A 25358-nucleotide genomic window follows, 5' to 3' on the forward strand; every position below is an offset into this window, starting at 1 on the left:
TCCTGCCCGGGCAGCCTCACAAAATGACGATGGCGACGACTGCGATATCAGAGCAGCGGCTGCTTGGTGACCGCGACTTTCAGGATGTAGGCAAACAGCAGCAGTGCGACGACGAAGGCGGTCGCGCGTACGCCCCTGGACCTGCCGGGGCGCAGTGCAACGGAGCCGGCGACGATGTAGCCGACCAGCGCCAGCACCTTTGCCGTGAGCCAGGCCTGGACGAACGGATACATGCCGCTGATGAAGACCAGCGCCAGCGCACTGGCGAGCAGCAGGGTGTCGATCACATGCGGCGCGATGCGCAGGACGCGCTTTTGCAGCAGCGTCGAACCCGCCAGCATCATGATGCCGCGGCCAAGGAAAAGGAGTCCGCTCAGGATGGCGAAACTCATGTGCATGTGTTTGATGGCGAGATAGCTCATGTGTGAAGTGATTCCGCGGCGCGGAGAGTGGTCATTAAGGCTTCTCATTCTATCAACGTGCGCTAATTGCTATCCGGATACATATATTTCTCGCGAATACCAGACATCCGCATCGGTAATTGGATTTAGCCTGCGGCGGTCCATACACTGCAATGCGTAGGGAAATCAAACAGAGGAATACACCATGTCCACCATGACCATCGCTTCACCCGCACATGTCGCCGGCTCGAGCTACCTGGAAAACGTCGGCGTCGCCGCACGTAACCTGCTCGCCGCGATCTTCGCAGTCCGTCCGCAAGCTCCCGTCGCCGAGAAGACCGACGAAGTCTCCATCGCCAAGCTGTACCGCATGGCCGCTTCGTATGACTCCGTGATGCCGAACCTCGCGCAGGAACTGCGCACCATCGCACTGCGCGCGTAAATCCAGACCATGCCGGCGCGAGCCGGCGGCAGATACCGCATCGGGCGGCGCATCAATGCGCCGCCCGATTCTTTTTTGGCATTCAATCCAGGATCAGGCGGAAGGTGAGATTGATGCGCGGCCCGCATGCCTGCGTTTCCTTCGGCACCGCGTGCCGCCAGCAGCTTTGCGTCGGTCCTTCCATCAGCAGCAGGCTGCCGTTCTCGAGCGGAATGCTGATGGCATCGAGGTCCTTGCGGCGGCGGTGACGCAGCCGGAAGCGCCGGGTTTCCCCAAACGACACCGATGCGATCGCGGGCGCCGACCCGAGTTCGGCTTCGTCGTCGCTGTGCCAGCCCACGCTGTCGTTTTCATTCCGGTAAAGATTCAGCAGCACGCTGTTGTAGCGATGCCCTGTGGCGCGTTCCACATCGGCGCGCACGCGCAGCAGGACGGGCGTCCAGGGCAGCGGTTCGAAACGCCTGCCGGAATAGCGGTAGGTACGGCCGGCGTCGCCGTACCATGCGGACAGGCGGGGCTGCAGCCGTTCCCGGCCCCCGATCAGGATGCGCTCCTGGCGCCATGCGATCTCTTCGCGCAGGGCATGCATCAGCGCCGCGCTCTCTTCCGGGCCATAGAAATGCGTGGCGACATGCAGCGCCGCATCCTGCAGCGGCACCGGCTGCAGGCGCTTGCCGTCGTCGCACAGATCCATCATTCGAGGCAGCGGAAGCGCGGCACGCGCCGCCCGTCCACCACCACCTCCTCGAAAAACATGCGGGCTTCGCGGTGCACCAGCTGCGGCCAGTCGGTCTCGTACAGCGGACGGTAGACGACGCAGACTTCGCCGGTCTCGGTATTGCGGGACAGCCCGAGCACGAAATACTTCGCGCCCTTGTAGTGTTCGTACACACCCGGGCGCACGGTGCGCGGCGTGTCGCTCATTTCGGCCACAGCACCATCTGCGTGCAGCGGAAGGTGGCGATCAGCTTGCCGGTGTCGCGGTGGCGGACCAGCGCGTCCCACACCTGCGTATTGCGGCCGAGATGCACCGCCTTCGCCTCGCACTCGATCACGCCCTCGCGCGCGGTGCCGAGGAAGTTGCTCTTCAACTCGATGGTGGTGAAACTGGCGGCGCCGTCGGGGAGGTGGGCGATGCAGGCATAGCCGCATGCGGTATCGGCCAGCGTCACCACCGTGCCGGCATGCAGAAAGCCGTTGGGCGCGAGCAGATCCTTGCGCACCGTCAGCTCCGCGCCGAGCGTGCCTTCGCCGAGCGAGGTGACCCGTATGCCGAGCAATCCGGGCAGATACCCTTCTCCGTCCCGGGTGAAGGATTGCGCATCTTTCTTGTCCTGCATGTGGCCTCCTCGTTGTTGGTGAGTGTCATCTTCGGCCGCGGGGCGCCTCCTGTCAAACCGCGCCGTCCGGCCGGAAAAATGGAAAAAATACCATTGAACTTCAAGTCTGGAGCTGTTTCCAACGGGTTCACGAATCCTTGGGAGAAGAACAAATGAAGTTTTCCGCGAGAGATGATTACCCGCGCCGCTACCGGACCGTGCCGTCTTCGAGCGCGCGCCGCAACTCCTGGCTGCTGCTCGGCGCCGCCGCGCTGGCAGCCTCCGCCTACGTGGTGCGCGTCCGCACCCGCCAGGCCGAGGCGGACAATCCGCCGGTCGGGCGTTTCGTCGAAGTCGACGGCGTGCGGCTGCATTACATGGAAAGAGGCGAGGGCGAGCCGCTGGTGATGCTGCATGGCGACGGCTCGCTGATCCAGGATTTCATGAGCAGCGGCCTGGTCGACATGGCTGCGCGCAAGTACCGCGTCATCGTCTTCGACCGTCCGGGCTACGGCTACAGCGAGCGTCCGCGCACCACCGTGTGGACGCCGCAGGCCCAGGCCGCTCTCCTGCAGCGCGCGCTGCGCCAGATCGGTGTCGGCCCTGCCGTAGTGCTCGGCCATTCCTGGGGCACGCTGGTCGCGGTCGCGCTGGCGCTGGATTTCCCGGAGCAGGTGAGAAGCCTGGTGCTGGTGTCCGGCTACTACTATCCGAGCGTGCGCCTCGACGTGCCGGTGCTGTCCGCGCCGGCGGTGCCGGTGCTGGGCGACCTGATGCGCTTCACCGTGTCGCCGCTGCTCAGCCGCGCGATCTGGCCGGCGATGCTGCGCCGGATTTTCGGGCCCGCGGAGGTGCCGCAGCGCTTCCAGCGCGAGTTCCCGGTCGGGATGGTGGTGCGGCCTTCCCAGCTGCGCGCCTCGGCGGCCGATACCGCGCTGATGATTCCGGCGACCTTCTCGCTGCATGGCCGCTACCAGGAACTGTCGATGCCGGTGGTGATCATGGCCGGCGACGGCGACCGCCACGTGGACACGCATGCGCAGTCTGAGCGCCTGTATTCCGAACTGCCGCAGAGCACGCTGCACATCACCCATGGCGCCGGCCACATGCTGCATCATGTCGCCCCGCTGGAAGTGATCGCCGCGATCGACCAGGCCGCCGCGGCCTCCGCCGAACCGGCGGCCGAAGAGGTGCTGCCCGCCGGACCCGTGCTGGCGGAGCCGGAACCGCGGCGCCTGTCGGCCGGCTAGGCCCTCAGGCGATGATGCGCCGGTAGCGGCTGGGTGCCACCCCGGTCGCCGCCCGGAAGCGGTGGCTGAAATGGCTGAGGTCCGCATAGCCGCAGCTGTCGGCGACCTGCTGCAAGGGCAGGTCGGGGCGGGCCAGCAGCGACCGCGCACGATCGATACGGCGCGCGGCGATCCACGCATAGGGCGGCATGCCGAAGGAAATCCGGAACATGCGCGCCAGGTGAAATTCGGACAGGCAAGCCTGGGCCGCGAGCATGCCGAGCGTCAGCGGCTGGTCGAGGTGGGCATCGATGAATTCCGCCAGGCGCCGTCTCGCCGCCGGCGACAATCCGCCCCGCAGCTTCTGGTCGCGCCGCAGTTCGGCCTGTGTATGCAGCAGCCGGTCGAGGGCGGCATGGGCAATCTCGTTCGCGCGCAGGCGTTCGTCGGCGCCGTCCCAATCCAGGCCCGCGAGCCGGGCGCAGAGCTGGGCGATCGCCGGATCCTCGAAAAAGGTGCGGTCGGCCAGCGTCAGTTCGCGCGGCTCGCGATCGAGCTCGACCACCGCGCGGCGGGTGAAATGGCGGGGCAGGAAATACAGGTGCAGCAGGCGCAGCTGGTCGCGCACCACCCAGCGGGATTCATGCTGGTCGGGCAGCGTGCACAGCCGGCCCGGCGCTCCGAAGCGGCCGGGGAGTTCGTTGCGCTCCGTGCGGTAGCCGCCGCCGAGATAGCAGGACAGGGTGTGATGGCCCGGCCGCAGGTAGGCGGTTTCTTCTTCGGTGGTATCGCGCCGCCAGACCGCCAGCGCCATGTCGTCGCCGAGCCAGGCGAAACGCTCCAGCTGAGCGTTCGCGCCACGCAGCGTGTCGAATACGGCGTGGCCGATGGCATCCGGAACGGGCGCTTCGGGCAAGGATGGCATGGCGGTCTCGAAGAATGCGGATTACGGGTCAGTCTGGCAACTATACGCGATGCCGGGCGCAGCATGGGCGGCGCCGGAAAAGCAAGCGCAAGATCCGACAAGCCGCCGCGTCCGGGCATGCAGGACCGCAAGTTTCGACAAGCATGATCTTCCCGTGCCGCGCATGCTGCCTTCCTTTGCAAGGGAATGCACATGAATGCCGGCCTCTATCTGCTTACCGTCCTGATCTGGGGTTCGACCTGGATCGCCATCAAGTGGCAGCTCGGCTCCGTGCCGGCGCCGGTCTCGATCGCGCTGCGCTTCTGGATCGCGGCGGCGGTGCTGCTCGCGATCCTGGCGGCCAGGGGGGACCGGCTGCGGCCGCCGGCGGGCGCATGGCGGTATCTGATCGCGCAGGGCACCGCGCTGTTCTGCTGCAATTTCCTGTGCTTCTACTATGCCAGCCAATGGGTGACGAGCGGGCTGGTGGCGGTGGTGTTTTCGACGGCGCCGCTCTGGAATGCGATCAATGGCCGCCTGTTCCTCGGCCGCCCGCTGCAGCCCCAGGTGATCGCCGGCGCGCTGCTCGGGCTGGCCGGCATCGCGTTGCTGTTCCTGCCACAGCTGCTGGACCACATGGACGACAACGGCATGCTGGCCGGGCTCGGACTGGCGCTGCTGGGCACGCTGTTCTTCTCGAGCGGGAACCTGCTGTCGGCGCGGATGCAGGCGCTCGGCATGACGCCCTGGATGACCAATACCTGGGCGATGTTCATCGGCGCGGCGCTGCTGACGCTGCTGGCGCTGGGGCTCGGCATGTCGTTCGCGCTGCCGGCCGATGCGCGCTACCTGGGCTCGCTGCTGTACCTCGCGGTGCCGGGCTCGGTGATCGGCTTCACCGCCTATCTGCTGCTGGTGGGACGACTGGGCCCGGATCGCGCCGCCTACTGCACGGTGTTGTTCCCGGTGGTGGCGCTGTCGATTTCCACCGTGTTCGAAGGCTACCGCTGGAGCCTGCCCGCCTTCCTCGGGTTGGGGTGCGTGCTGGCGGGGAATCTGCTGGTCTTCCTGCCGGCGCGCGCACTGCCCGGCCGCCTCGGGCTGAGCCGTCAGTAGGCGCTGCGGTAGCGGTGGCCGCGGTAGTTGAGCACCATGCCGCTCTGCGTCATCTTTTCCAGCGTCAGGCCGGGCGCGATCTCGTCCCCTTCGCGCAGCAGGCGCTTGTTGATCAGGACCGAGCGGTCCGCCGGCACCGGCGAATAGATGTAGCCGCCGATCTGCAGCGGCGGTATCTCGCGCTGGATGTGCTCGGGCAGCTCGCGCAGGGGCGGCGGCGGCTTGTCGGCCTCGGGCGCCCTCGCGACGGCGGCCGGCGCTTTCGCTTCCTCTTCCTTGCGCGGCTTCGGCCTGGGCTCGGGCTTGCGCTCGGCCTTCGGTTCCGGCTTCGCGGCGACCTTCGGTTCGCGGGGCGGCGGGGCGGGAGGCGCTTCGACGGCCGGCGGCCGAGCGGCGGCGGTCGGCGGCGGGGCAGCGGGGACTGCGGCAGGTGATGCGGGTGCGGCAGGCGCGGCAGGCGCGGCGGCGGCCGGAACGGCAGCGGCGGCGACCTGCGCCGGCGGTGCCGGGTCGCGCATGAGCTGCCAGCCTGCGGCCCCGGCGGCGGCGAGCAGCACGGCGACGCCGGCCCAGGCCGCGGGGTGCCGCCACCAGGGGCGCGCGGCGCCCGCCGGCGCGAAGGAGTGCGGCGTGTGGATGGATGGCGCATGGCCGCTGCGCCGTTCCGCTTCGGCTTTCTTCAGCGCTTCGAGGATGTAGGACATAGGCTTATTCCGTAGAGGGCGATGCGCCCTGCAGACTGGCGAGCAGGCGCGGCTCGGCGATGCCGGCGGCGCGGTTGATCTGCATCGCGGTCACGGCGCCGACAATGCCGTCCGCCGCCAGTCCCGAGGCTTGCTGGAACTGGAGCACCTGGCGCAGCAGCTTCTGGTCGAAGGGGCGCCCGGCGGCCGGCGCGGGCTCGCCCGCCAGCCCGGCGAGGCGCTCCGCGATCCAGTCCACCGCCGGGCCCTTGTCTTCCATTTTCAGCGCGGCGTTGAAACCCGGCGGCGGCCGCCACAGGGTCACGAACACGCCGTCGAACTGGCGCGCCAGCGCCACGACCGACACCGGCTTGCGCTGGGCGCCGATGCGCAGTGTCGCGCTGGCTTCGTCGAGGCGGGTCAGCAGCGCGAAATAGCTCTTGCCGGAATCGTCGCGCAGCTTGAGCGCCGCAGGGCGGTCGAGCCGGCGCAGTTCGGGAATGCCGCCGGTGCTCCAGTGGCAGCGCAAGCCGTGTTCGGGCGCCGAGCCGCAGGGATCGTCGCCGGCCAGGGTGCCGCCCCACAGCCGCGCGAGCAGGCGGATGGCTTCGGCTTCGCTGGTGAGCGGGCCTTCGGCTTCCGTCGGCGGCTCCGCCGGAGCGGCCGCGGCCTGGACCGCGGGGCCGGGCGCGGATGCGGCAGCCGCCTCTGGCTTGCGAGCGGCATCGGTACCGGCGACGGCGAGCGTGGCCTGCGTCGCGGCGCCGGCCTGGGCGGTGCGCGGCGGCGTGAGCCAGCCGGCGTCGATGGCGGCCCAGCCCGCCGCGCCGCCGAGCGCGAGCGCCAGCAGCGTCGCCGCCAGGACCGGCACGCGGCGCTTTGCCGGTTCGCGCATGCGGCCGCTGACGAACAACTCGCGCGCCGCGCCGTCGAGGATGCGGCGGTCGACCGTCGACAGGCCATTGGCATAGGCGCCGAGCAGCGCGCGGTCGCACAGCAGATTGATCCGGCGCGGCACGCCGGCGGTGAGACGGTGTATCTGCCGCGTCAGCGCCGCCGGGAACGGCGAGGCGCCGGTGAGGCCGGCCGCGGCGAGCCGGTGCTGGATGTAGCTCGCAGTCTCCGCCTCCGACAGCGCGGTGAGGTGATAGTTGGCGATGATGCGCTGCGCCAGCTGCTCCAGGTCGGGCTGGGCGAGGATGGCGCGCAGCTCGGGCTGGCCGATCAGGATGATCTGCAGCAGCTTGCGTTCATTGGTTTCGAGATTGGTCAGCAGGCGCAGCTGCTCCAGCACGCCCGGCGACAGGTTCTGCGCCTCGTCGATGATCAGCACGCTGTTGCGGCCGGCGGCATGGGCGGCGAGCAGGAAGCGGTTGAGCGCGTCGATGTAGCGCTTGGTGCTCTTGTCGCCGTCGTCCGCGACGATGTCGATGCGGAATTCCTCGCAGACCGTCTGCAGCAGTTCGATTGCCGTCAGGCGCGGATTGAAGATGTAGGCGACATTGCAGTTGGACGGGACCTGCTCCAGGAAGCAGCGGCAGATGGTGGTCTTGCCGGTGCCGATATCCCCCGTCAGCACCACCACGCCGCCGCCGCTGTCCACGCCGTACAACAGGTGAGCGAGCGCCTCCCGGTGCCGCTCGCTCATGAAGAGATAGCGCGGATCGGGCGAAATCGAGAATGGGGCCTGCGAAAGCCGGAAGAATTGCGTGTACATGACGGCTGTCTGTCGGACGGCTTGCAAGGATAGCATGGCAGCCACACCCCGCATTCTTGCCGCGCAGACACTTTGATAGAATGCAAGGGCGCTGCATTTATCCTGCATCCATCCCTTACCTGGCCCGCGGAGAAAACATTTGATGTCCCGTCCCTTTATCCCCGTAGGCTGCCGCGAATGCCGTGACGGCGCCGGATTGTCCTTCGAATTCAGCATGGCTTTCCAGCCCATCCTCGATCTCCGCCGCCGGACCGTGCATGCCTACGAGGCACTGGTGCGCGGCGTCGAGGGGCAGGGCGCCGGGTGGGTGCTGGAGCAGGTCAACAGCGACAACCGCTACCGCTTCGATCAGGCCTGCCGGGTCAAGGCGATCGAACTGGCGGCGCGGCTCGGACTGGCCGACCGGCCCGACTGCAAGCTGCACATCAACTTCCTCCCGAATGCGGTCTATCGTCCCGAGACCTGCATCCGCGCCACGCTGGAAGCGGCGAAACAGTTCGAACTGCCGACCGACCGCCTGGTGTTCGAGGTGACCGAGGGCGAACAGGTGCAGGACGAAGCGCACCTGCAGGGCATCTTCACCGAATACCGGCGCCAGGGCTTCGCCACCGCCATCGACGATTTCGGCGCGGGTTATTCAGGACTCAATCTGCTGGCCAACTTTCAGCCCGATATCATCAAGCTCGACATGGCGCTGACCCGCGGCATCGACAGCGACCGCGTCCGCCGCAGCATCGTCTCCGGCGTGCTGCTGGTCTGCCGCGAACTCGGCATCCGGCCCGTCGCCGAAGGCGTGGAAACCCTTGCCGAGCTCAACACCCTGGCCGATCTCGGCATCGAGCTGGTGCAGGGTTACCTGCTCGGGCGGCCGGTATTCGAGCAGTTGCCCGAGCCGCACTGGCCGGACTGATTTTTTTCAACCCGAGGAGATGTGATGCGCAAGACGACTGTTGCCGTGCTGCTGTGTTCCCTGCTGTCCGCCCAGGCGCTGGCCGCTGGACAGATGAAGCCCGGCCTGTGGGAAATGACGACGAAATCCGACGCGATGAAGAACATGCCGAAGATCCCGCCGGAACAGATGGAGCAGATGCGCAAGATGGGCGTCAACGTGCCGCAGTTCCAGGACGGCGCGATGGTGACCAGGGTCTGCATCACCCGGCAGATGGCCGAGGGCGACCAGCTGCCGGGACTCGAGAAGAACGAGATGGGCTGCCAGTCGAAGAACATGGTGCGCAACGGCGGCAGCTACAGCGTCGACATCGTCTGCAACGGCGCGGCGATGAAGGGCGAGGGGCGCGCCAAAGGGACCTTCAACGGCAACGAAAGCTATACCTCCACCTACGATTTCAAGGGCACCATGCATGGCCAGCCCGTCAATCAGCATTCCGAGAACAGCGGACGCTGGCTGTCGGCCGACTGCGGCAACGTCAAGCCGGTAGCGGAGATGATGCCGAAGAAGTAGTTTCTCGTTTCGAGAATCCGTCATCTGCATTATTCATTTTTGTTAATGGCCCGGTGACGTTAGACTGGCGCCATGGAGACCAGGGAAACCACTGACGCCGGCACGCCCGGCCATGCCGCCGGCGCCGGCATATCGCGGGCGCTTGCCGGGCTTGCCGCACTTGCGGTCGCGATGGGCATAGGGCGCTTCGCCTTCACGCCGGTGCTGCCGATGATGCTGCAGGACGGCGCGCTGACGCTGCCGGCGGGCGGTCTGCTGGCGTCGGCCAACTATCTCGGCTATCTGCTCGGCGCGCTGTCGGCGATGGTGGTCGCGGTGAGGCCGGAGCGGGCGATCAGAGCCGGCCTGCTGGTCATCGTGGCGACCACGCTGGCGATGGCCGCGCCGCTGCCTTACGCGGGCTGGCTGCTGCTGCGCCTGGTGGCCGGCATCGCCAGTGCCTGGGTGCTGATCTCGGTGTCGGCCTGGTGCATGGAGGCGCTGGCGATCTACCGGCGCCCCTTCCTCAACAGCCTCGTCTTCGCCGGCGTCGGCAGCGGTATCGCCGCGGCCGGATTGCTGTGCCTGCTGCTGATCGGCGCCGGCGCCCATGCATCCGGCGCCTGGGCGGCGCTGGGCTTGCTCGCCGCCGCGCTCAGCCTGGCCGCCTGGCGCTTTCTCGCACCCGTACACGCAGCCGCCGCGGCCGCCGCCACCGGGCGCTCGCGTTTCCGCTGGAACGCCGACGCGCTGCGTCTCGTGCTGTGCTACGGCATCTTCGGTTTCGGCTACATCATTCCCGCCACCTTCCTGCCCGTGATGGCCAGGACCGCGCTGCAGGGCTCGCCGCTGTTCGGCTGGTCGTGGCCGGTTTTCGGGCTGGCTGCGGCGCTGTCGACCCTGTGCGTCGCCGCGCTGGTCGCGCGCTTCGGCAACCGCCGCCTCTGGCGCTGGTCGCATCTCGTGATGGCCGCCGGCGTGGTATTGCCGGCGCTGAGCCCCGGCCTGCTGCCGGTCTTCATCGCCGCGCTGTGCGTCGGCGGCACCTTCATGGTGATCACGCTGGCGGCGCTGCAGGAAGGCAAGCGGGTGGCCGGCGCCGACGCGCGCGTGCTGCTCGCCGCGATGACGGCCGCATTCGCCGCCGGCCAGATCATCGGCCCGCTCACTGTCGGCGGCAACGGCTTTTCGAGCGCGCTGATCGTCGCCGCCGCCATGCTCGCCGGCAGCGCCATCCTTCTGACCTCCACTTCCAGGGAACCGACATGAACACTCTCAAACCCGACCTCGCGCACTGCATGCCCGGCCCCGAGCGGATGCCCGCGCTGGCACCGGAAGCGATGGACGACGCCCAGCGCGCGGCGGCGCAGGAATTGATCAACGGCCCGCGCAAGGGCGTGTTCGGGCCTTTCATCCCGCTCATGCGCAGTCCGGAACTGATGAACCGGCTGCAGAAGGTCGGCGAGTACCTGCGCTTCCAGACCTCGCTCGAAACCCGCATCAATGAATTCGTGATGCTGATCGTGTCCCGCCAGTGGACTCAGCAGTTCGAGTGGTGCATGCATCATCCGCTGGCGCAGAGGGCGGGCATCCGCCAGGAGATGCTCGACGCGCTGGCCGAGGGGCGGCGCCCGCCCGGCATGGCCGAGGACGAGGAGATCGCCTGGGAAGTGTGCGACGAACTGCAGCGCATGCATGGCGTGTCGGATGGCACGTACGCGCGCGCGGTGGCCTGCTACGGCGAACGCGGCCTGCTCGACATGCTCGGCCTGATCGGCTACTTCACCACGGTGTCGATGGTGATGAACGTGGCGCGCACGCCGCCGATGAAGGACGCGACAGCCGATCCCCTGAAGCCTTATCCGCTCTGATCCCCGATACCCGTCAGACGGTCTTTGTGCTAGTCTTGCATTCCCCCGGCCGGGGCACACCCCGCTCCTGCCGTCGGTAACGCTGTATTCCGTCTTCCTTATCCCGGGGAGATACCGGACCGTCCGAGGCGACGGCGCCGGATCACGGAACGCCGCAGGCTTATCAGCCGGCGAGCGCCCGCCAGCGATGGCGCAATACCATTAATCCGATCCAGACATCAGCATCCCGGCTCCGCTCCGCGGCAGGCCGGGCAGCCTCCCTTTTCCGCGCAACCGCGCGCGCGGACGAGGCAGGGCGGCGCATTTGCGTTCGTCCGACGAAAACATGCGGCAACGACGATCAACCACTACTCTGTAACGATATGACAACGCTCGAGCAACAAGCACTCGAATACCATGCCGCCGGCCAGCGCGGCAAGGTCGCCATCCAGGTGACCAAGCCGGTCGGCAGCCAGACCGACCTGTCGCTGGCGTATTCCCCCGGCGTCGCCGCGCCCTGCATGGAGATCAACAGGCAGCCGTCCAAGGCCTATGAATACACCGCCAAGGGCAATCTCGTCGGCGTCATCACCAACGGCACGGCGGTGCTCGGCCTGGGCGACATCGGCGCGCTGGCGGGCAAGCCGGTCATGGAAGGCAAGGCGGTGCTGTTCAAGAAATTCGCGGGCATCGATGCCTTCGACATCGAGATCGACGAGACCGACCCCGACAAGCTGGTCGAGATCATCGCGGCGCTGCATCCGACCTTCGGCGGCATCAATCTCGAAGACATCAAGGCGCCCGAATGCTTTTACGTCGAACGCCGGCTGCGCGAACGCCTGTCGATCCCCGTCTTTCATGACGACCAGCACGGCACCGCGATCGTCGTCGGCGCCGGCCTGCTCAACGCGCTGGAGCTGACCGGGCGCGACATCTCGCTGGCGAAAGTGGTGTGCTCGGGCGCCGGCGCCGCGGCGATGGCCTGCCTCGACATGATCGTGGACCTCGGCGTGCGGCGCGAGAATGTGTATGTCTGCGACAGCCGCGGGGTGCTCACCACGGCGCGCACGCTGAGCGAGGAAAAGCGGGCCTGGGCGCAGGACACCGCCGCCGCCACGCTGTCGGAGGTGATCGGCATGGCGGATGTCTTCCTCGGCCTGTCGGGCCCGGGCCTGCTGAGCCAGGACGATGTGAGGAAAATGGCGGCCAGGCCGATCGTGTTCGCGCTCGCCAATCCCGAGCCCGAGCTGCGGCCGGAGCTGGTGCGGGAAGCCGCGCCGGACGCCATCATTGCCACCGGGCGCTCCGACTATCCGAACCAGATCAACAATGCGCTGTGCTTCCCCTATCTCTTCCGCGCCGCCCTCGACAGCGGTGCGCGCGGCATCAACCAGGAGATGAAGCGTGCCTGCGTGCAGGCACTCGCGGCGCTGGCGCGGGGCGCCGACGGCTTCGGCCCCGGCGCCATCGTGCCGGGCCTGCTCGACAAGCGCCTGCTGGGCGGCGTCACGCCGCGCATCGCGGCGGCGGCATGGGACAGCGGCGTCGCCAGCCGGCAGCTGGACCCCGCTGCCTACCGCCTGCAGCTCGAGGCGCTGGGCAAGACCCTGCTGTAAGGGCCGGAGGGGGAAGGGTGAAGCCGCCCTCAGGCGGCTTCCTGCACCGCGCGGATCTTCTCCAGCAGTTCGGTCCAGCGGAAAGGCTTGCCGATGAAGGCAAAGTCATCGAGATCGCCGTATTCCGCGCGCAGCACCTCCATCGGGTAACCCGAGGCGAGCAGGATGCGCACCTGCGGACAGACCTTGCGGGTGAAGCGCGCGAGTTCGATGCCGCTCATCCCCATCGGCATGACGACATCGGTAAACAGCACGTCGATGTCGCGCACCCGTTCCAGCACGGCGACGCCGTCCAGGCCGTTGCCGGCGGTGAGCACATCGAAGCCCAGGCTCTGGAAGATGCGGGTGGCCAGGTCGAGCACGTCCTGATCATCCTCGACGATCAGCACCTTGCCGGCGCGTCCGGCGACGGACGCAACCGGCGGCTTGTCCGTGGCCGCGGGCGCCAGCGGAAAATACATGGTCACGCTCGTGCCCTTGCCGACCGCGGAATCGATGATCATGCCGCCGCCCGACTGCGCGGCGAATCCGTAGGCCTGGCTCAGGCCGAGCCCGCTGCTGCCGTCCTGCTTGGTGGTGAAGAAGGGTTCGATCGCGCGCGGCACGAGGTCGGGCGGCAAGCCGATGCCGGTATCGCTCACGCTCACCGTCGCATAGCTGCCGGGCAGCAGATTCGCCGCCGCATGGCGTTCCGCCAGCACGACGCTGTCGCAGCGAATGGCAAGCTCGCCGCCGTGCGGCATCGCCTCCCGTGCATTGATCACCAGGTTCAGCAGGGCCTGCAGCAATTGCTGGCTGTCGACCGAGACCATGCGCGGCTCGGCGCCGGGGGCGACCGCCAGCCGCACCGAGGGCCCGCAGGCCCGGCGCAGCATCGGTTCGGCCGAGGCGATCAGGGCATTCAGATCGAGCCGCTCCGGCGCGAGCGCCTGGCGGCGCGCGAAGGCAAGCAGTTGCCGGGTCAGGTCGGCGGCCCGCTCCGAGGCGCGCTGCGCCTTCTCAAGCACCACGATGTCGCTCGCGCTGCGCAGCCTGGATGCCAGCAGGTCGAGGCTGTTGACGATGACCGACAGGGCATTGTTGAAGTCATGCGCGATGCCGCCGGTCAGCTGTCCGACCGCTTCCAGCCGCTGCGCCTGCAGCAGCCTGGCACTGGCGCGTTCGAGCGTCTCGCCGGCCAGCTTGCGCTGGGTGATGTCGCGCGCGATGCTGGCGTAGCCGGCCAGCTGGCCGTCATCGTCGCGGATCGCCTGCAGCACGGTATGCGCCCAGAAGCGCGAGCCGTCCTTGCGCACATGCCAGCCTTCCATCTCGTGCCGCCCCTGCCCGGCGGCCGATGCAAGCGCCTGTTCCAGTGTCCCGCTCGCGCGGTCCTCGGGGGCAAGGAAGAGCGACATGCTGCGGCCGATGATCTCGTCGGCCGGATAGCCCTCGATGCGCTCGGCGCCGGCATTCCAGCTGCTGATCCTGCCTTCATGATCGAGCAGGTAGAGCGCGAAGTCCTGCACATTGTCGATCAGGGTCTGAAAGCGCCGGCCATCCTGCAGCAGCAGGTGCACGCGGGGTTCGGGGTTATTCAATGCACGCTCCGATTCGGCAAGCCCGGCGGGCGCCGGACGGAATGGCAGGCATTATACGTAGCTTGCGCAACGCGTTGTGGAGGGCGGAAAGACAGCGGGCGCGGCAGGCCGCGCCGCTGGAGGATGCGCCCGGCGTCGAGGCGCCGGGCGCGGGGGATCAGCTCTTGGCCAGGCCGAGGCTTTCGATGGTTTCCTTCTCTTCCTTGAAGGTGTCCTGCGCGAACTTGGTGTACTCGGCGGTGTTCATGTAGATGATCGGCTGGTCGAACTTCTCCAGCGTGGAGACGACCTGCGGATCCTGGAGCACCTTGCGGAAGGTTTCGTCGAGGCGCTTGACCAGGGCCGGGTCCATGCCTTTCGGGCCGCCGATGCCGAACGGCGAGTCCGACACGGTCTGGAAGCCGAGCTCCTGCAGGGTCGGCACGTTCGGCCAGCGCTTGGTGCGCTTGGAGCCGTAGGTGGCGAGCAGGCGGCAGCGGCCGGCCTCGACCGCCGAAGCCCAGCCGGTGGCGTCGCTGTGCGCCATCACGTGGCCGCCGAGCAGCGCCTGCATGCCGTCGGCGTTGCCCTTGAACGGCACGTGCAGCAGCTTGATGCCGGCGCGCCGCGAGAACTGCTCGACCACGAGGTGCGGCGTGGTGCCGGTGCCGGTCGAGCCGTAGGTGAAGCGCTCCGGATTGGCCTTGGCGTAGTCCACCAGGTCCTTGATGCTCTTGATCGGGGAATCGGAGCGCACCACCATGCCGAAGGTATAGCCGGTCAGGCAGGAGATGTAGGTCAGATCCTTGAGGGGGTCGAAGGACACCTTCTGCATGTGCGGCAGGCGGAACACGCCCAGCGGCACCTGGGTCAGGGTGTAGCCGTCGGGTTGCGCGCGCGCGGCTTCGCCGGCGCCGAGAATGCCGCCGGCGCCCGGCTTGTTCTCGATGATCACGGTGCCGCCGATCTGCTTGGCGAAGCTGTCGCCGATGGCGCGCATCACCACATCGGTCGAGCCGCCAGCCGGCCACGGGCAGATCAGGCGGATCGGACGATTGGGATAGCCCGACTGGGCAAATGCGGGCAGTGCCAGCGCGGCGCCGGCGGCAGCCGAGGTTTTCAGGAAGTCGCGGCGCGACAGGATGCGTCGGGTCATGGTTGTCTCCGTTAATGGCGGTTCAGTGTTTCTTGGGGCACGGCTTACGACCGTGCTTTTTTTTCTGACCGCCTATGCTACTGGATATCCGCCGGCTTTGCCATGCGCGTTGCACGACTAGCCGCCAAGAATGCGCTGATGGAACGCGAGATGGTCATCGATGAAGCTGGCGATGAAGTAATAGCCGTGGTCGTAGCCCTCGTGCAGTCGCATCGTCAGCGGTTGCCCGGCGTCGATGCAGGCCTGCTCGAACTGCAGCGGCAGCAGTTGCTCCTTGAGGAATTTGTCGTCCAGTCCCTGGTCGATCAGGATCCCCTGCGGAAAGGGCGCCCGCCGCTTGCGCATCAGCTCGCTCGCATCGTGTTCGCGCCAGGCTTCGCGGTCCTCGCCGAGATAAGCGGTGAAGGCTTTCTCGCCCCAGGGGCAGCGGCTGGGCGCGGCGATCGGCGCGAACGCCGAGACCGAGCGATAGCGGTCGGGATGCCGCAGCGCCAGGGTCAGCGCGCCATGGCCACCCATCGAGTGGCCGAAGATGCCGGCGCGCTCCGTGTCGGCATTGAACTCGTCGCGCACCAGCCCGAACAGCTCCTCGGTGATCCAGGACTCCATCCGGTAGTGCCGGCGCCAGGGTTCGGCGGTGGCGTCGAGATAGAAGCCGGCCCCGCTGCCGAGATCCCAGTCGCGGTCCTCGCCTTCGATGCCGGTATTGCGCGGACTGGTGTCCGGCGCCACCAGCATCAGTCCGTATTGCGCGGCCAGGCGCTGGGCGTTGGCCTTGATCGGGAAGGTCTCTTCGGTGCAGGTCAGCCCGGACAGCCAGAACAGCACCGGCACCATCTCGCTCCTCTCCTGCGGCGGATGGAAGACCGAGAAGCGCATCGGCAGGCCGATGGTCGAGGACTCGTGCCGATAAAAGGCCTGGATGCCGCCGTGGCAGCGGTGTTCGGAAATGATGTCGGCCATGATCAGTAGAGCACTACGGAACGGATCGACTCGCCGCGCTTCATCAGGTCGAAGCCTTCGTTGATGCGGTCCAGCGGCAGCGTGTGCGTGATCAGGTCGTCGATGTTGAGCTTGCCTTCCATGTACCAGTCGACGATCTTCGGCACGTCGGTGCGGCCGCGCGCGCCGCCGAAGGCCGAGCCCTTCCAGACGCGGCCGGTCACCAGCTGGAACGGACGCGTGCTGATCTCCTGTCCGGCCGCCGCCACGCCGATGATGACCGACTGGCCCCAGCCCTTGTGGCAGCACTCCAGCGCCTGGCGCATGGTGGTGGTGTTGCCGATGCACTCGAAGCTGTAGTCGGCGCCGCCGTCGGTGAGCTGGATCACCGCATCGACCACGTTGTCCACTTCCTTCGGATTGATGAAGTGGGTCATGCCGAACTTGCGCGCCATCTCTTCGCGCGCGGGATTGATGTCGATGCCGATGATCTTGTCGGCGCCGACCATGCGCGCAGCCTGGATGACGTTGAGGCCGATGCCACCGAGGCCGAACACGGCGACATTGGCGCCGGCCTCCACCTTGGCGGTGAACAGCACGGCGCCCACGCCCGTGGTCACGCCGCAGCCGATGTAGCAGACCTTGTCGAACGGTGCGTCGCTGCGGATTTTCGCGAGCGCGATCTCCGGCACCACGATGTAGTTGGAAAAGGTCGAGGTGCCCATGTAGTGGAACAGCGGCTTGCCCTCGAGCGAGAAGCGGCTGCTGCCGTCGGGCATGAGGCCGCGGCCCTGGGTGGAGCGTATCGCCTGGCACAGATTGGTCTTCTGCGACAGGCAGAATTTGCATTGCCGGCATTCCGGCGTGTAGAGCGGGATCACATGGTCGCCCGCCTTCAGCGAGCGCACGTCGGGGCCGACATCGACCACGACGCCGGCGCCCTCATGGCCGAGGATGGCCGGGAAGATGCCTTCCGGATCGGCGCCGGACAGCGTGTACCAGTCGGTATGACAGATGCCGGTGGCCTTGATCTCGACCAGCACCTCGCCCGCGCGCGGGCCTTCGAGGTCGACTTCGGCAACGGAAAGGGGTTCGCCTGCCTTCCACGCAATCGCGGCTTTGGTTTTCATTGTGTTGGCTCCAGGGATGGTTTGTTACGGTGACGGGTGCTGCGCCGGAGGAGTCCGGGCCGTCGATTCTATCGCCAAGCCGCGCGTCGCGTCGGAGTGCCTCTCAGGATGCCGGTCGCCTCAGGTATTGCGGATCACCACGAGCCGGGACAGGCCGAACAGGTTGACCTTGCGCACCGACTGGATCTCCCAGTCGTACTTGAGGATCTGCTCGTTGAAGCAGAAGTCGGAACGGAAGCCGATGCGGTTGGCGAGCGAGCGCACCGCGCGCTCGAGGAACCACCAGAAGCGGCTGCCGCTGAAATGATTGAGGATCAGGATGGTGCCGTCCTTGCGGCAGACGCGCCGGATCTCGGCGACCAGGCGTTCGGGGTGCGGGGTGACGGACAGCACATAGGGCACTGCTACGCAATCGAAACTGTCATCGGGCAAGTCCATCATCTCCGCATTCATGGCCGCGAGCTGGATGCTGCGCTCGGGCATCTTGCTGGCGCGCTCGCGGGCGATCTCCAGCATGTGGTCGGATATGTCGATGCCGGTGATGGCCGCGCTCTCCGGATACTGGCTCAGCGTGAGACCGGTGCCCACCCCGACCTCCAGGATCGAGGACGGCTGGAGCGCACGCACCGTCTCGGTCAGCGCACGACGGCCCGGCTCGAGCACGGCACCGAACAGGCTGTCGTAGACCGGGGCGTAGAAGCGATAGGTGTTAACAACGTTATCGACGGAGATGGGGTTCATAGTTCTTTTTTGTGAGTTGTCAAACTGGTATTAAGACCTGTTGGCGCAAGAAAGTTCAGCCGCCGCCCCATCTCACTGTTTCTTTAGGGCAAGCGACTCCCCTGTCTCTTTGCGTGGTTCTGAATGTCTTCCAGTTCTATCTCGATTGCCTTGGTGCTTATCAATATTTCGTACAGTGAAAAGATCAGCGAGATCACGAGCAAGAAGATGCTGGCGCCGAAAACATACTCGGCGCTGCGCAGCATGTCGACGAAGATGAGGAACATCGACAGTGCGCAGAACAGGAAGCTGAGCACCCCCATCGCCTGCATGCGCCGGATCAGCGTGATGCGCAGGCCGAGGTTGGCGATCTGCCGGATCACGACATCGGTCAGGTTCTCCTGGTTCTGGCTGTGCAGGTGCCGGATCAGCTGGGCGAGGACGATGAAGCGGTTGGTATAGGCGAGCAGCAGCAGCGAAATGGCGGGGAAGAGCAGGGCGGGCGTGGTCAGGTTCATCGAGCGGGTCAGGGGACACAAAGCCCGATTGTGACATCAGCGCCGCCGACGCGGGTCGTGGCGGTCATACCAGGCCGGGTCCTTCTTGCGCACCCAGGCCACGAAACGCAGGATTTCCTCGTTCTCCAGCAGGCGCTCCCAGGTGTGGTAGTAGCGCGCCAGCTCCTTCTCGCTGAACACCGAATGGATCTTGTTGTGACACACCCGGTGCATGCGCACCTTGTCGCGCCCGCGATGACTTCGCGGCACCAGGTGATGTTCATTGACCGAGGGACCGTCGATGAGCTCGCGGCCGCAGAGCGGGCAGGTTTCCATGCTGGCTTGGGCCGCTGTGCGGGCAAGCCGTTCCCGGCCGGCAGGCCGGCTAGGCGTGCTGCCCGCGCTTGACGAAGAACAGGGTCGCTCCCACCGCCATGAGCACGCCGCCGAAGACGCGGTTCTGCATGCGCAGCGCCTGAGCGCTGCGGAACACGCGCTGCAGCGCCGATGCCGCGCCCGCATAGCCGTGCATCACCACCAGGTCCACCGCGCAGGTGGTGGCGGCGAGGATCAGCAGTTGCGGCAGCAGCGGCGCGTCGCCCGATATGAACTGCGGCAGCACGGCCACCATGAAGACGATGCCCTTGGGGTTGGTCGCGTTGGTGAGAAAGCCGAGCAGGAAGCGCCTGCGCGGCGCCGGCATCTGCCCCTGGCCCTGGGCCTGAAGGTGGGCCGCCGCCGGCTGCGCGCGCCACTGGCAGAGGCCGAGCCAGATCAGGTACAGCGCGCCCACCGTCTTGACGATGGTGAACAGGGTTTCGGACGCCAGCAGAATCGAGCCGACGCCGGCGCCGGCGATGAACAGCACCAGCAGCAGTCCCGCCTGCAGGCCGAGGATGGTCACGCTCGCCCTGCGCACGCCGTAGGCGAGGCCGTGGGACATCGAGAGCACCGCGCCCGAGCCGGGCGAGATGGCGATCAGGCAGGAGGCGAAAAAGAAAGTGACCCAGGTGGCGAAGCTCATGCTCGGGTGGAAGAATCGAAGGAGCGCGCATCTTATCAAAGGCCGCGCGATCCGGCAGGCCGTGTCCTGCTGCCCGGCGTCATCGTGACCGCCATGCGCAATCGCTTGTTGACCGTGCTCGCCACCTGGCAGCCTCTGCCGGCAAGGCGATGATCGGCGCAGTCGATGCGGTCCGGCCTCGCGGCCATGCACTGGCGCGGCCGTTCCGGGCGCCCGTCGATGTTCCGATCGAAGCGGCCGAAGTCCCTGGCCGTCCGTGCCCGGCGCGCGGCGAAGCAGACCCTGGTTACATGCCGGCGCTCATTGAATTCCCTCCGCTAAGGCCGGTTGAGACCGCGCAAAGGGGCGCGCACTCCGCTTGAAAAGCCCGGGTGCCCCTTCCATGATGGTGAGGCGAGTTGGCACCCACTCACATTGGTCAGTGGACGTCAGCCGCGCAGGGCGCGTCGCGGGCATGTCCCCCGGCGCGAAGCAGAGCGCGCGCATTGCAGGTCCTGAAAACTTTCCATCAACTGTGCGGCCGGTACGGCGTCGTCGCGTCCGTACCGGCGCCCGCGATCCGTCGCGAGGGCGCCGCACGCAACAGACAGAGGACAAGCGAGATGAACGACTTCCAGCAGGGATATTCGGGGCTGCCCGGCGCGCAGGCTCAACTCATGCCGCAGGGTTTTTTGGGCGGCCTTCTCGGCGGCCCGGTCGGCGGCCTGATCGGCAAGGGGATCGGCGGGCTGTTCGGCAATCCGTCGCTCGGTTCGCAGATCGGGCAGGTGGCCGGCGGCATCGGCGGCTCGTTGCTGCCCTTCGGGACTGATCCCGCCAGCGCCTATCTGCAGCAGATCCAGCAGATGCAGCAACAGCAATTCGCGCCGCAGGGAGCCATCGGCGATTTCCTCGGGCAGTTCGGGCAGCCCATTGGAAATGCCATCGGCGGCGCCTTCGGCAACGCCCAGCTCGGCGGCGCCATCGGCGGCCTCGCGGGACAGCTCGGCAAGCTGCTGCCATTCGGGACCGATCCGATGGCGGCCTACGGACAGCAGCAGGATTTTTCACCGCAAAACATCATGGGCATTCCGCCGCACATTCGCGACCGCATCCTCAGCACGCTGCCCCGCTTTCCGGGCACGGGCTGGCCGCCGGGCGGACTGCCCATGACCGGGCTGCCCAACATCCAGAAGCTGCTGCCGTTCGGGGTCGATCCGATGATGGCGGCGGCCTATGAACAGCAACTTCAGCAACAGCAGCAGCAACTCGCGCCGCAGGGCTTCTTCGGCAATCTGCTCGGCAGCGTGGGACGACCGCTGGGGGGATTGATCGGCGGCGCGCTGGGCAATCAGCAGCTCGGCAATACCATCGGCGGCGTGGCCGGGCAGCTCGGCAAGCTGCTGCCGTTCGGCGTCGATCCGATGACGGCGGCGGCCTATGAACAGCAGCTTCAGCAGCTCCAGCAACAGCAGCAGCAACTCGCGCCGCAGGGCTTCTTCGGCAATCTGCTCGGCAGCGTGGGCCGTCCGCTGGGCGGACTGATCGGCGGTGCCTTCGGCAACCAACAGCTGGGCAATACCATCGGCGGCATGGCCGGACAGCTCGGCAAGCTGCTGCCGTTCGGCGTCGATCCGATGACGGCGGCGGCCTATGAACAGCAGCTTCAGCAGCTCCAGCAACAGCAGCAGCAACTCGCGCCGCAGGGCTTCTTCAGCAATCTGCTCGGCAGCGTGGGCCGTCCGCTCGGTGGACTGATCGGCGGTGCCTTCGGCAACCAACAGCTCGGCAATACCATCGGCGGCGTGGCCGGGCAGCTCGGCAAGCTGCTGCCGTTCGGCGTCGATCCGATGACGGCGGCGGCCTATGAACAGCAGCTTCAGCAGCAACTTCAGCAACAGCAGCAGCAACTCGCGCCGCAGGGCTTCTTCGGCAATCTGCTCGGCAGCGTGGGCCGTCCGCTGGGTGGACTGATCGGCGGTGCCTTCGGCAATCAGCAACTGGGCGGCACGATCGGCGGCCTGGCGGGACAGCTGGGCAAGATGCTGCCGTTCGGCGCGGACCCCTGGAGCCAGCAATACGCGGGCTACGCCGGCCAGCCGCAGGGCGGGCAGGTGATGGCCGGGCCGTTCGGAGCGGGCCAGCAACAGGGAGGAGGGCTCGGCATGCAGCAGCCGACCATCCACTGATAACGGCTGCGCATGCATCGGGCCGCTCCGCCTCGCGGGGCGGCCTTTTCAGCGAGGAGGCGAACATGCATACGACATCACCCGCTTACGGCACCCGCTACATCATCCGTGCGCGGGAGGCCGGCCTGCTGACCGCACTGCTCGGCCGTCTGCAGGCCGACCCGTCGATCCAGCTGCTAGACGTGATCGGCCCGGCCGGCGCGCCCCATACCGCCGTGGTCGGCCTGAGTCCGGAGATGGCCGCCGCGCTCGAGATGCAGTTTCGCGCTTCCAATCAATTCACGATAGAACCCGACCGCCCGCTGTCGCTCTTCGGCGGCACATGAGGCAGGGTAAACCCAGACCAGAGGTGGAACATGCCTAAGACGACAGAGATCAATCAGCCGGGCGACGGCCAGTTGCCGGGCAAGCCGGATGAGCCGCGCGCGGCATCGGCGCCGGAGGTGAGCACCGCCGGCGTGAAACCCGCGCGCGCGGGAACGGCCGGCGGCCACAACATCGCGGAACGCAAGGGCCAGTTCCTGATCGCCGCGCGCCGGCCGCAGGGCTTGCAGCCGATGGGCTTCCAGCCCCTGCAGATCGCGATGGTGGAGCAGACGCTGCGCGCCAGTCCCGACATCGAGGTGGTCGACACCGTCGGCCCGAAGAGCATCGTCGGCATGCTCGCGGACGGCATGAACGACGAGCCGACGGTGCTGGTGGCGCGCATGACCGAGCAGAAGGCGGGCATGCTGCATCAGCAGGCGCAGGGCCGGCTGATCGTCGAGCGCGACCAGTCGCTGGCGCTGCAGGACGCCTCCGACCTGCAGCCGATGATGGTGTCGGCCGCCGCGCCCAACGCGGGACCCGTGCTCAACGCCGCCATCATCGTCGTCGGCGGCAAGGACCGCACGCCGGTCAAGGATGCGGAAGTCTTCCTGTTCGGCAGCATGGTGCCCACGCGCGGCGTGACCGACGAACGCGGCATGGTGACGCTCACGCTCTACGGCGAAACGCCGCAGTCCATACGCAGTCTGTACGTGAAACCGCGGTCCGATTACTGGAGCTTCTATCAGCCGCAGCCCGACATCGCGCCGGACGAAGCCAACATCGTCGGCCTGCGCCCGCTGTCGGACTGGCCGTCGCTCGCCAATTTCCCGCAGCAGCAGAGCATGGGCTGGGGGCAGCGCCTGATGCGGCTGGACCAGCTCCCCGGCAATTACCGCGGACAGGGCGTGCGCATCGCCATCATCGATTCCGGCGCCGCCACCACGCACGACGACCTGCGCAAGATCCAGTCCGGATTCGACGTGGTCAACAAAAAGCAGTCGCCGGACACCTGGAATGAAGACAGCATCGCGCATGGCTCGCACTGCGCCGGCATCATCTGCGGCGACGACAACGCCTACGGCGTGCGCGGCTTCGCGCCGGATGCGGAAGTCCATGTCTGCAAGCTGTTCCCCGGCGGCCAGGTCAGCCAGCTCATCGATGCGCTGGAATACTGCATCGAAAAGCAGGTGGATGTGGTCAACATGAGCCTCGGCGGCGCCGAATACTCGGAGGCGCTCGAACAGCAGATACAGCGCGCGCGCCGCGCCGGCGTCGCCTGCATCGTCGCCGCCGGCAATTCCGGCGGACGGGTGCAGTACCCGGGCTCCTCGCCCAATGTGCTGGCAGTGGCGGCCGTGGGACACGCGGCGGAATTCCCGCCCGACAGCTATCACACCCAGACGCTGACGCAGATGATGGACGGCAGCGGCCTGTTCGCGGCGCGCTTCTCCTGTTTCGGGCCGGAGATCGGGGTCTGCGCCCCCGGGGTGGCGATCACGTCCAGTGTTCCGCCGAACAATTTCGCCGCCTGGGACGGCACGTCGATGGCGGCGCCGCATGTCACCGGGGTGGCGGCCCTGGTGCTGGCGCATCATCCCGAGTTTCAGACGACGTACAAGACGCGCAGCCCGGAGCGGGTCGAGCGTCTGTTCCAGATCCTGAAGATGAGCTCCCGGCGGATCAATCTCGGCGACCCGTCCCGCACCGGCTTCGGCGTGCCCGACGTACTGGTGGCGGTCGGGCTGCAGACGCCCGCGGGCGCCGCGACCGGGGCCGCGGTCAGGCCGGTGCAGGGCGTGCCGCAGGCGGTGATGCAGCCGATGATGGCGGGTCCGTACTACGAGCAGCCACAACTGCAGCCGCAGGCCTGGCTCGGCATGCCATGGGGGCCGCAGCAGAGCGCGCTGTCGCTCAGTGCGCTCGGCGGCTTCGAGTCGCCCTATGCCGCCTGGAGCGTCTATGGAAGGCCGCAGTCCGGGCTGGGCGTCATGGGCGGGCTGGCGCCGCAGGGCATGGGCTTCGGCATGGCGCGGTCCGGCTTCGGCATGCAGGGCTGGTGATCAGCAGCTGAAGAAATCGCTGCTGTCGTCCGCTTCTTCGTCGGCGGGCGGCGGCGTCGGCCGCTTCGGCGCATCGAGGTCGGCGCCGGCCTTGCGGGCCGCCTCGATCAGTTTCATCCCCAGCATCCTGCGCACGGCGTCGTCATCGTTTTCCATGGCGGTTCTCCGATGTGACCAGGCATATCTGAGTGGGATTTCAGCCGTGTCCGGTTCGCACGGACCTTTTCCGATATCAGGCTGTCTACGCTGACCTGACCGAAACGAGAGGAGCAACATCGTGCAAACCGACAAAGGCTACAACCCCGAACAAAAACGCAACGTGACCGAGGCCGACGTGAAATCGGTCGACGGCAAGTCCGGCCAGAGCCTCAAGAGCAGCCACAACGACAAGAGCCACGAGAAGGCCGGCGGCGACACCGGCGCCGGCGGCGGCAAGAAGCAGGAACGGCACCAGGATCACTGAGCCGTCCCTGACGCTCACCGGCGGCTGAGGAGCATGTCGCGCTCGGCCACCATGCGGCGCAGGAAGTCTTCCGCCTGCGCCACCTGTTCCGCGAGACGGCGCTGGCGGTCGGCATAGGCTTCGTTGAGCCGCGACCCGCCGTGCAGATTGCCGGTCCGCTCCCCCGGCAGCGGCTCGGCGCCGATGCGCTGCTTTCTTCTCGCATCTTCCAGCAGCATTTCAGCCCGTATCACATCGGCTTCCGCATCGGCGGAGGACTTCATGCGTCCCGGCGGCGGAATGCGGGTCAGCCGGTCTATCGGGGTGCTTTCCACGCGCGGCGGGGCGGCGACGCGATCCGGAGGCTGCGTGCTCCAGAGGTTGCCCTTCTGCGGCGGCAGGACGGCGATCTTTTCATCGAGCTTCGCTCCCTGCTGCAATTTGTCCGAATACAGCACGCGGCCGTCGCGCGTGATCTGCCGGTAGACGGTGGCGCTGTCGTGCGCGAGGGCGGGAGGCGACAGGAGAGGGATATGGGCGGCAAGCAGGGCCGCGGACACGATAGGCTTCATGGAGGACTCCTTTGCTTCAACTTAGCATGGAGCCCCCGCGCTTCACTGACAATCAGCAAGC

At 67.2% G+C, this 25358-nt stretch carries 29 protein-coding genes; 12 read left to right on the forward strand and 17 right to left on the reverse strand.

Going from position 1 to position 25358, the window contains the following annotated elements; translation table 11 throughout:
- Nucleotides 1-47: 47 nt before the first annotated feature.
- On the reverse strand, nucleotides 48-422 hold the full coding sequence (locus tag NCCP691_RS00220) for a SirB2 family protein (protein WP_220806220.1): 375 nt from the start codon (nucleotides 420-422) through the stop codon (nucleotides 48-50).
- 184 nt (nucleotides 423-606) lie between these two features.
- Between NCCP691_RS00220 and NCCP691_RS00225 the strand changes: the two genes are divergently transcribed.
- On the forward strand, nucleotides 607-843 hold the full coding sequence (locus NCCP691_RS00225) for a hypothetical protein (protein WP_220806221.1): 237 nt from the start codon (nucleotides 607-609) through the stop codon (nucleotides 841-843).
- A gap of 82 nt (nucleotides 844-925) precedes the next feature.
- Here NCCP691_RS00225 and NCCP691_RS00230 read toward each other — a convergent pair whose 3' ends face one another.
- Genes NCCP691_RS00230 through NCCP691_RS00240 form a run of 3 tightly spaced genes read right to left on the reverse strand, consistent with a single transcriptional unit; the run spans nucleotide 926 to nucleotide 2183 of the window.
- Nucleotides 926-1540 carry an alpha-ketoglutarate-dependent dioxygenase AlkB family protein gene (locus tag NCCP691_RS00230; protein WP_238482247.1) on the reverse strand — a complete coding sequence of 205 codons (615 nt, stop codon included), beginning with the start codon at nucleotides 1538-1540 and terminating at the stop codon, nucleotides 926-928.
- Nucleotides 1537-1767, reverse strand: coding sequence for a DUF1653 domain-containing protein (locus NCCP691_RS00235; RefSeq protein WP_220806222.1), 231 nt, complete (start codon nucleotides 1765-1767; stop codon nucleotides 1537-1539). The genes NCCP691_RS00230 and NCCP691_RS00235 overlap by 4 nt, the downstream gene beginning before the upstream one ends.
- Nucleotides 1764-2183, reverse strand: coding sequence for a PaaI family thioesterase (locus NCCP691_RS00240; RefSeq protein WP_220806223.1), 420 nt, complete (start codon nucleotides 2181-2183; stop codon nucleotides 1764-1766). The genes NCCP691_RS00235 and NCCP691_RS00240 overlap by 4 nt, the downstream gene beginning before the upstream one ends.
- Before the next feature lie 152 nt (nucleotides 2184-2335).
- On the opposite strand from NCCP691_RS00240, the gene NCCP691_RS00245 reads away from it, so the two are divergent.
- The gene (locus tag NCCP691_RS00245; protein WP_220806224.1) at nucleotides 2336-3412 is read left to right on the forward strand and encodes an alpha/beta fold hydrolase; all 1077 of its coding nucleotides are present in this window, start codon (nucleotides 2336-2338) and stop codon (nucleotides 3410-3412) included.
- Between the two features lie 4 nt (nucleotides 3413-3416).
- Here the strand turns inward: NCCP691_RS00245 and NCCP691_RS00250 are convergent, their stop codons facing one another.
- Nucleotides 3417-4316 (reverse strand): helix-turn-helix transcriptional regulator, encoded by a 900-nt coding sequence (locus tag NCCP691_RS00250; protein ID WP_220806225.1) that lies wholly within the window; start codon nucleotides 4314-4316, stop codon nucleotides 3417-3419.
- A 192-nt stretch (nucleotides 4317-4508) separates the two neighbouring features.
- Between NCCP691_RS00250 and NCCP691_RS00255 the strand changes: the two genes are divergently transcribed.
- The gene (locus NCCP691_RS00255; protein WP_220806226.1) at nucleotides 4509-5411 is read left to right on the forward strand and encodes a DMT family transporter; all 903 of its coding nucleotides are present in this window, start codon (nucleotides 4509-4511) and stop codon (nucleotides 5409-5411) included.
- On the opposite strand, the gene NCCP691_RS00260 is transcribed toward NCCP691_RS00255, so the two are convergent.
- Nucleotides 5405-6115 (reverse strand): general secretion pathway protein GspB, encoded by a 711-nt coding sequence (locus tag NCCP691_RS00260; protein WP_220806227.1) that lies wholly within the window; start codon nucleotides 6113-6115, stop codon nucleotides 5405-5407. The genes NCCP691_RS00255 and NCCP691_RS00260 overlap by 7 nt on opposite strands.
- Before the next feature lie 4 nt (nucleotides 6116-6119).
- Nucleotides 6120-7811, reverse strand: a complete 1692-nt coding sequence (locus tag NCCP691_RS00265) for an ExeA family protein (protein ID WP_220806228.1) — start codon at nucleotides 7809-7811, stop codon at nucleotides 6120-6122.
- Between the two features lie 214 nt (nucleotides 7812-8025).
- Here NCCP691_RS00265 and NCCP691_RS00270 point away from each other — a divergent pair, with 214 nt between their 5' ends.
- The 5 genes from NCCP691_RS00270 to NCCP691_RS00290 all read left to right on the forward strand — a co-directional run bounded on the left by NCCP691_RS00270 (nucleotide 8026) and on the right by NCCP691_RS00290 (nucleotide 12718).
- Nucleotides 8026-8721 (forward strand): EAL domain-containing protein, encoded by a 696-nt coding sequence (locus NCCP691_RS00270; protein WP_309295105.1) that lies wholly within the window; start codon nucleotides 8026-8028, stop codon nucleotides 8719-8721.
- 24 nt (nucleotides 8722-8745) lie between these two features.
- Nucleotides 8746-9273, forward strand: coding sequence for a DUF3617 domain-containing protein (locus tag NCCP691_RS00275; RefSeq protein ID WP_220806230.1), 528 nt, complete (start codon nucleotides 8746-8748; stop codon nucleotides 9271-9273).
- Nucleotides 9274-9345: 72 nt separating this feature from the next.
- Nucleotides 9346-10521, forward strand: coding sequence for a YbfB/YjiJ family MFS transporter (locus NCCP691_RS00280; protein WP_220806231.1), 1176 nt, complete (start codon nucleotides 9346-9348; stop codon nucleotides 10519-10521).
- Nucleotides 10518-11123 carry a carboxymuconolactone decarboxylase family protein gene (locus NCCP691_RS00285; protein ID WP_220806232.1) on the forward strand — a complete coding sequence of 202 codons (606 nt, stop codon included), beginning with the start codon at nucleotides 10518-10520 and terminating at the stop codon, nucleotides 11121-11123. The genes NCCP691_RS00280 and NCCP691_RS00285 overlap by 4 nt, the downstream gene beginning before the upstream one ends.
- A gap of 362 nt (nucleotides 11124-11485) precedes the next feature.
- Complete coding sequence (locus tag NCCP691_RS00290; protein ID WP_220806233.1) at nucleotides 11486-12718, forward strand: malic enzyme-like NAD(P)-binding protein; 1233 nt, start codon at nucleotides 11486-11488, stop codon at nucleotides 12716-12718.
- A 29-nt stretch (nucleotides 12719-12747) separates the two neighbouring features.
- Here the strand turns inward: NCCP691_RS00290 and NCCP691_RS00295 are convergent, their stop codons facing one another.
- The 8 genes from NCCP691_RS00295 to NCCP691_RS00330 form a co-directional block, all read right to left on the reverse strand.
- Nucleotides 12748-14298 (reverse strand): PAS domain-containing hybrid sensor histidine kinase/response regulator family protein, encoded by a 1551-nt coding sequence (locus NCCP691_RS00295; RefSeq protein ID WP_220806234.1) that lies wholly within the window; start codon nucleotides 14296-14298, stop codon nucleotides 12748-12750.
- Nucleotides 14299-14455: 157 nt separating this feature from the next.
- Nucleotides 14456-15433 carry a tripartite tricarboxylate transporter substrate binding protein gene (locus tag NCCP691_RS00300; RefSeq protein ID WP_220806235.1) on the reverse strand — a complete coding sequence of 326 codons (978 nt, stop codon included), beginning with the start codon at nucleotides 15431-15433 and terminating at the stop codon, nucleotides 14456-14458.
- Nucleotides 15434-15550: 117 nt separating this feature from the next.
- Complete coding sequence (gene fghA, locus NCCP691_RS00305; protein ID WP_220806236.1) at nucleotides 15551-16396, reverse strand: S-formylglutathione hydrolase; 846 nt, start codon at nucleotides 16394-16396, stop codon at nucleotides 15551-15553.
- A gap of 2 nt (nucleotides 16397-16398) precedes the next feature.
- A complete protein-coding gene (locus NCCP691_RS00310) occupies nucleotides 16399-17505 on the reverse strand; it encodes an S-(hydroxymethyl)glutathione dehydrogenase/class III alcohol dehydrogenase (RefSeq protein WP_220806237.1) in 1107 nt (368 codons plus the stop codon).
- Nucleotides 17506-17625: 120 nt separating this feature from the next.
- The gene (locus NCCP691_RS00315) at nucleotides 17626-18246 is read right to left on the reverse strand and encodes a class I SAM-dependent methyltransferase (RefSeq protein WP_220806238.1); all 621 of its coding nucleotides are present in this window, start codon (nucleotides 18244-18246) and stop codon (nucleotides 17626-17628) included.
- Between the two features lie 83 nt (nucleotides 18247-18329).
- The gene (locus NCCP691_RS00320) at nucleotides 18330-18743 is read right to left on the reverse strand and encodes a DUF2721 domain-containing protein (protein WP_220806239.1); all 414 of its coding nucleotides are present in this window, start codon (nucleotides 18741-18743) and stop codon (nucleotides 18330-18332) included.
- Nucleotides 18744-18779: 36 nt separating this feature from the next.
- Nucleotides 18780-19058: a hypothetical protein gene (locus NCCP691_RS00325; protein ID WP_220806240.1), complete on the reverse strand. Its 279-nt coding sequence runs from the start codon at nucleotides 19056-19058 to the stop codon at nucleotides 18780-18782.
- Nucleotides 19059-19107: 49 nt separating this feature from the next.
- A complete protein-coding gene (locus NCCP691_RS00330) occupies nucleotides 19108-19746 on the reverse strand; it encodes a LysE family transporter (protein ID WP_220806241.1) in 639 nt (212 codons plus the stop codon).
- A gap of 602 nt (nucleotides 19747-20348) precedes the next feature.
- Between NCCP691_RS00330 and NCCP691_RS00335 the strand changes: the two genes are divergently transcribed.
- The 3 genes from NCCP691_RS00335 (at nucleotide 20349) to NCCP691_RS21470 (ending at nucleotide 24283) form a co-directional block, all read left to right on the forward strand.
- Nucleotides 20349-21914 carry a hypothetical protein gene (locus NCCP691_RS00335; RefSeq protein WP_220806242.1) on the forward strand — a complete coding sequence of 522 codons (1566 nt, stop codon included), beginning with the start codon at nucleotides 20349-20351 and terminating at the stop codon, nucleotides 21912-21914.
- 65 nt (nucleotides 21915-21979) lie between these two features.
- Nucleotides 21980-22240: a hypothetical protein gene (locus tag NCCP691_RS00340; RefSeq protein ID WP_220806243.1), complete on the forward strand. Its 261-nt coding sequence runs from the start codon at nucleotides 21980-21982 to the stop codon at nucleotides 22238-22240.
- Between the two features lie 30 nt (nucleotides 22241-22270).
- Nucleotides 22271-24283 carry a S8 family peptidase gene (locus NCCP691_RS21470; protein WP_220806244.1) on the forward strand — a complete coding sequence of 671 codons (2013 nt, stop codon included), beginning with the start codon at nucleotides 22271-22273 and terminating at the stop codon, nucleotides 24281-24283.
- Here NCCP691_RS21470 and NCCP691_RS00350 read toward each other — a convergent pair whose 3' ends face one another.
- Entirely contained in the window at nucleotides 24284-24439 is a 156-nt protein-coding gene (locus NCCP691_RS00350) for a hypothetical protein (protein ID WP_220806245.1), read from the reverse strand.
- A gap of 121 nt (nucleotides 24440-24560) precedes the next feature.
- Here NCCP691_RS00350 and NCCP691_RS00355 point away from each other — a divergent pair, with 121 nt between their 5' ends.
- Nucleotides 24561-24746, forward strand: coding sequence for a hypothetical protein (locus NCCP691_RS00355; RefSeq protein ID WP_220806246.1), 186 nt, complete (start codon nucleotides 24561-24563; stop codon nucleotides 24744-24746).
- Between the two features lie 14 nt (nucleotides 24747-24760).
- Here NCCP691_RS00355 and NCCP691_RS00360 read toward each other — a convergent pair whose 3' ends face one another.
- On the reverse strand, nucleotides 24761-25297 hold the full coding sequence (locus NCCP691_RS00360) for a hypothetical protein (protein WP_220806247.1): 537 nt from the start codon (nucleotides 25295-25297) through the stop codon (nucleotides 24761-24763).
- Nucleotides 25298-25358 lie beyond the last annotated feature (61 nt).

This window comes from Noviherbaspirillum aridicola, from assembly GCF_019656455.1.
Taxonomy (GTDB): domain Bacteria; phylum Pseudomonadota; class Gammaproteobacteria; order Burkholderiales; family Burkholderiaceae_D; genus Noviherbaspirillum; species Noviherbaspirillum aridicola.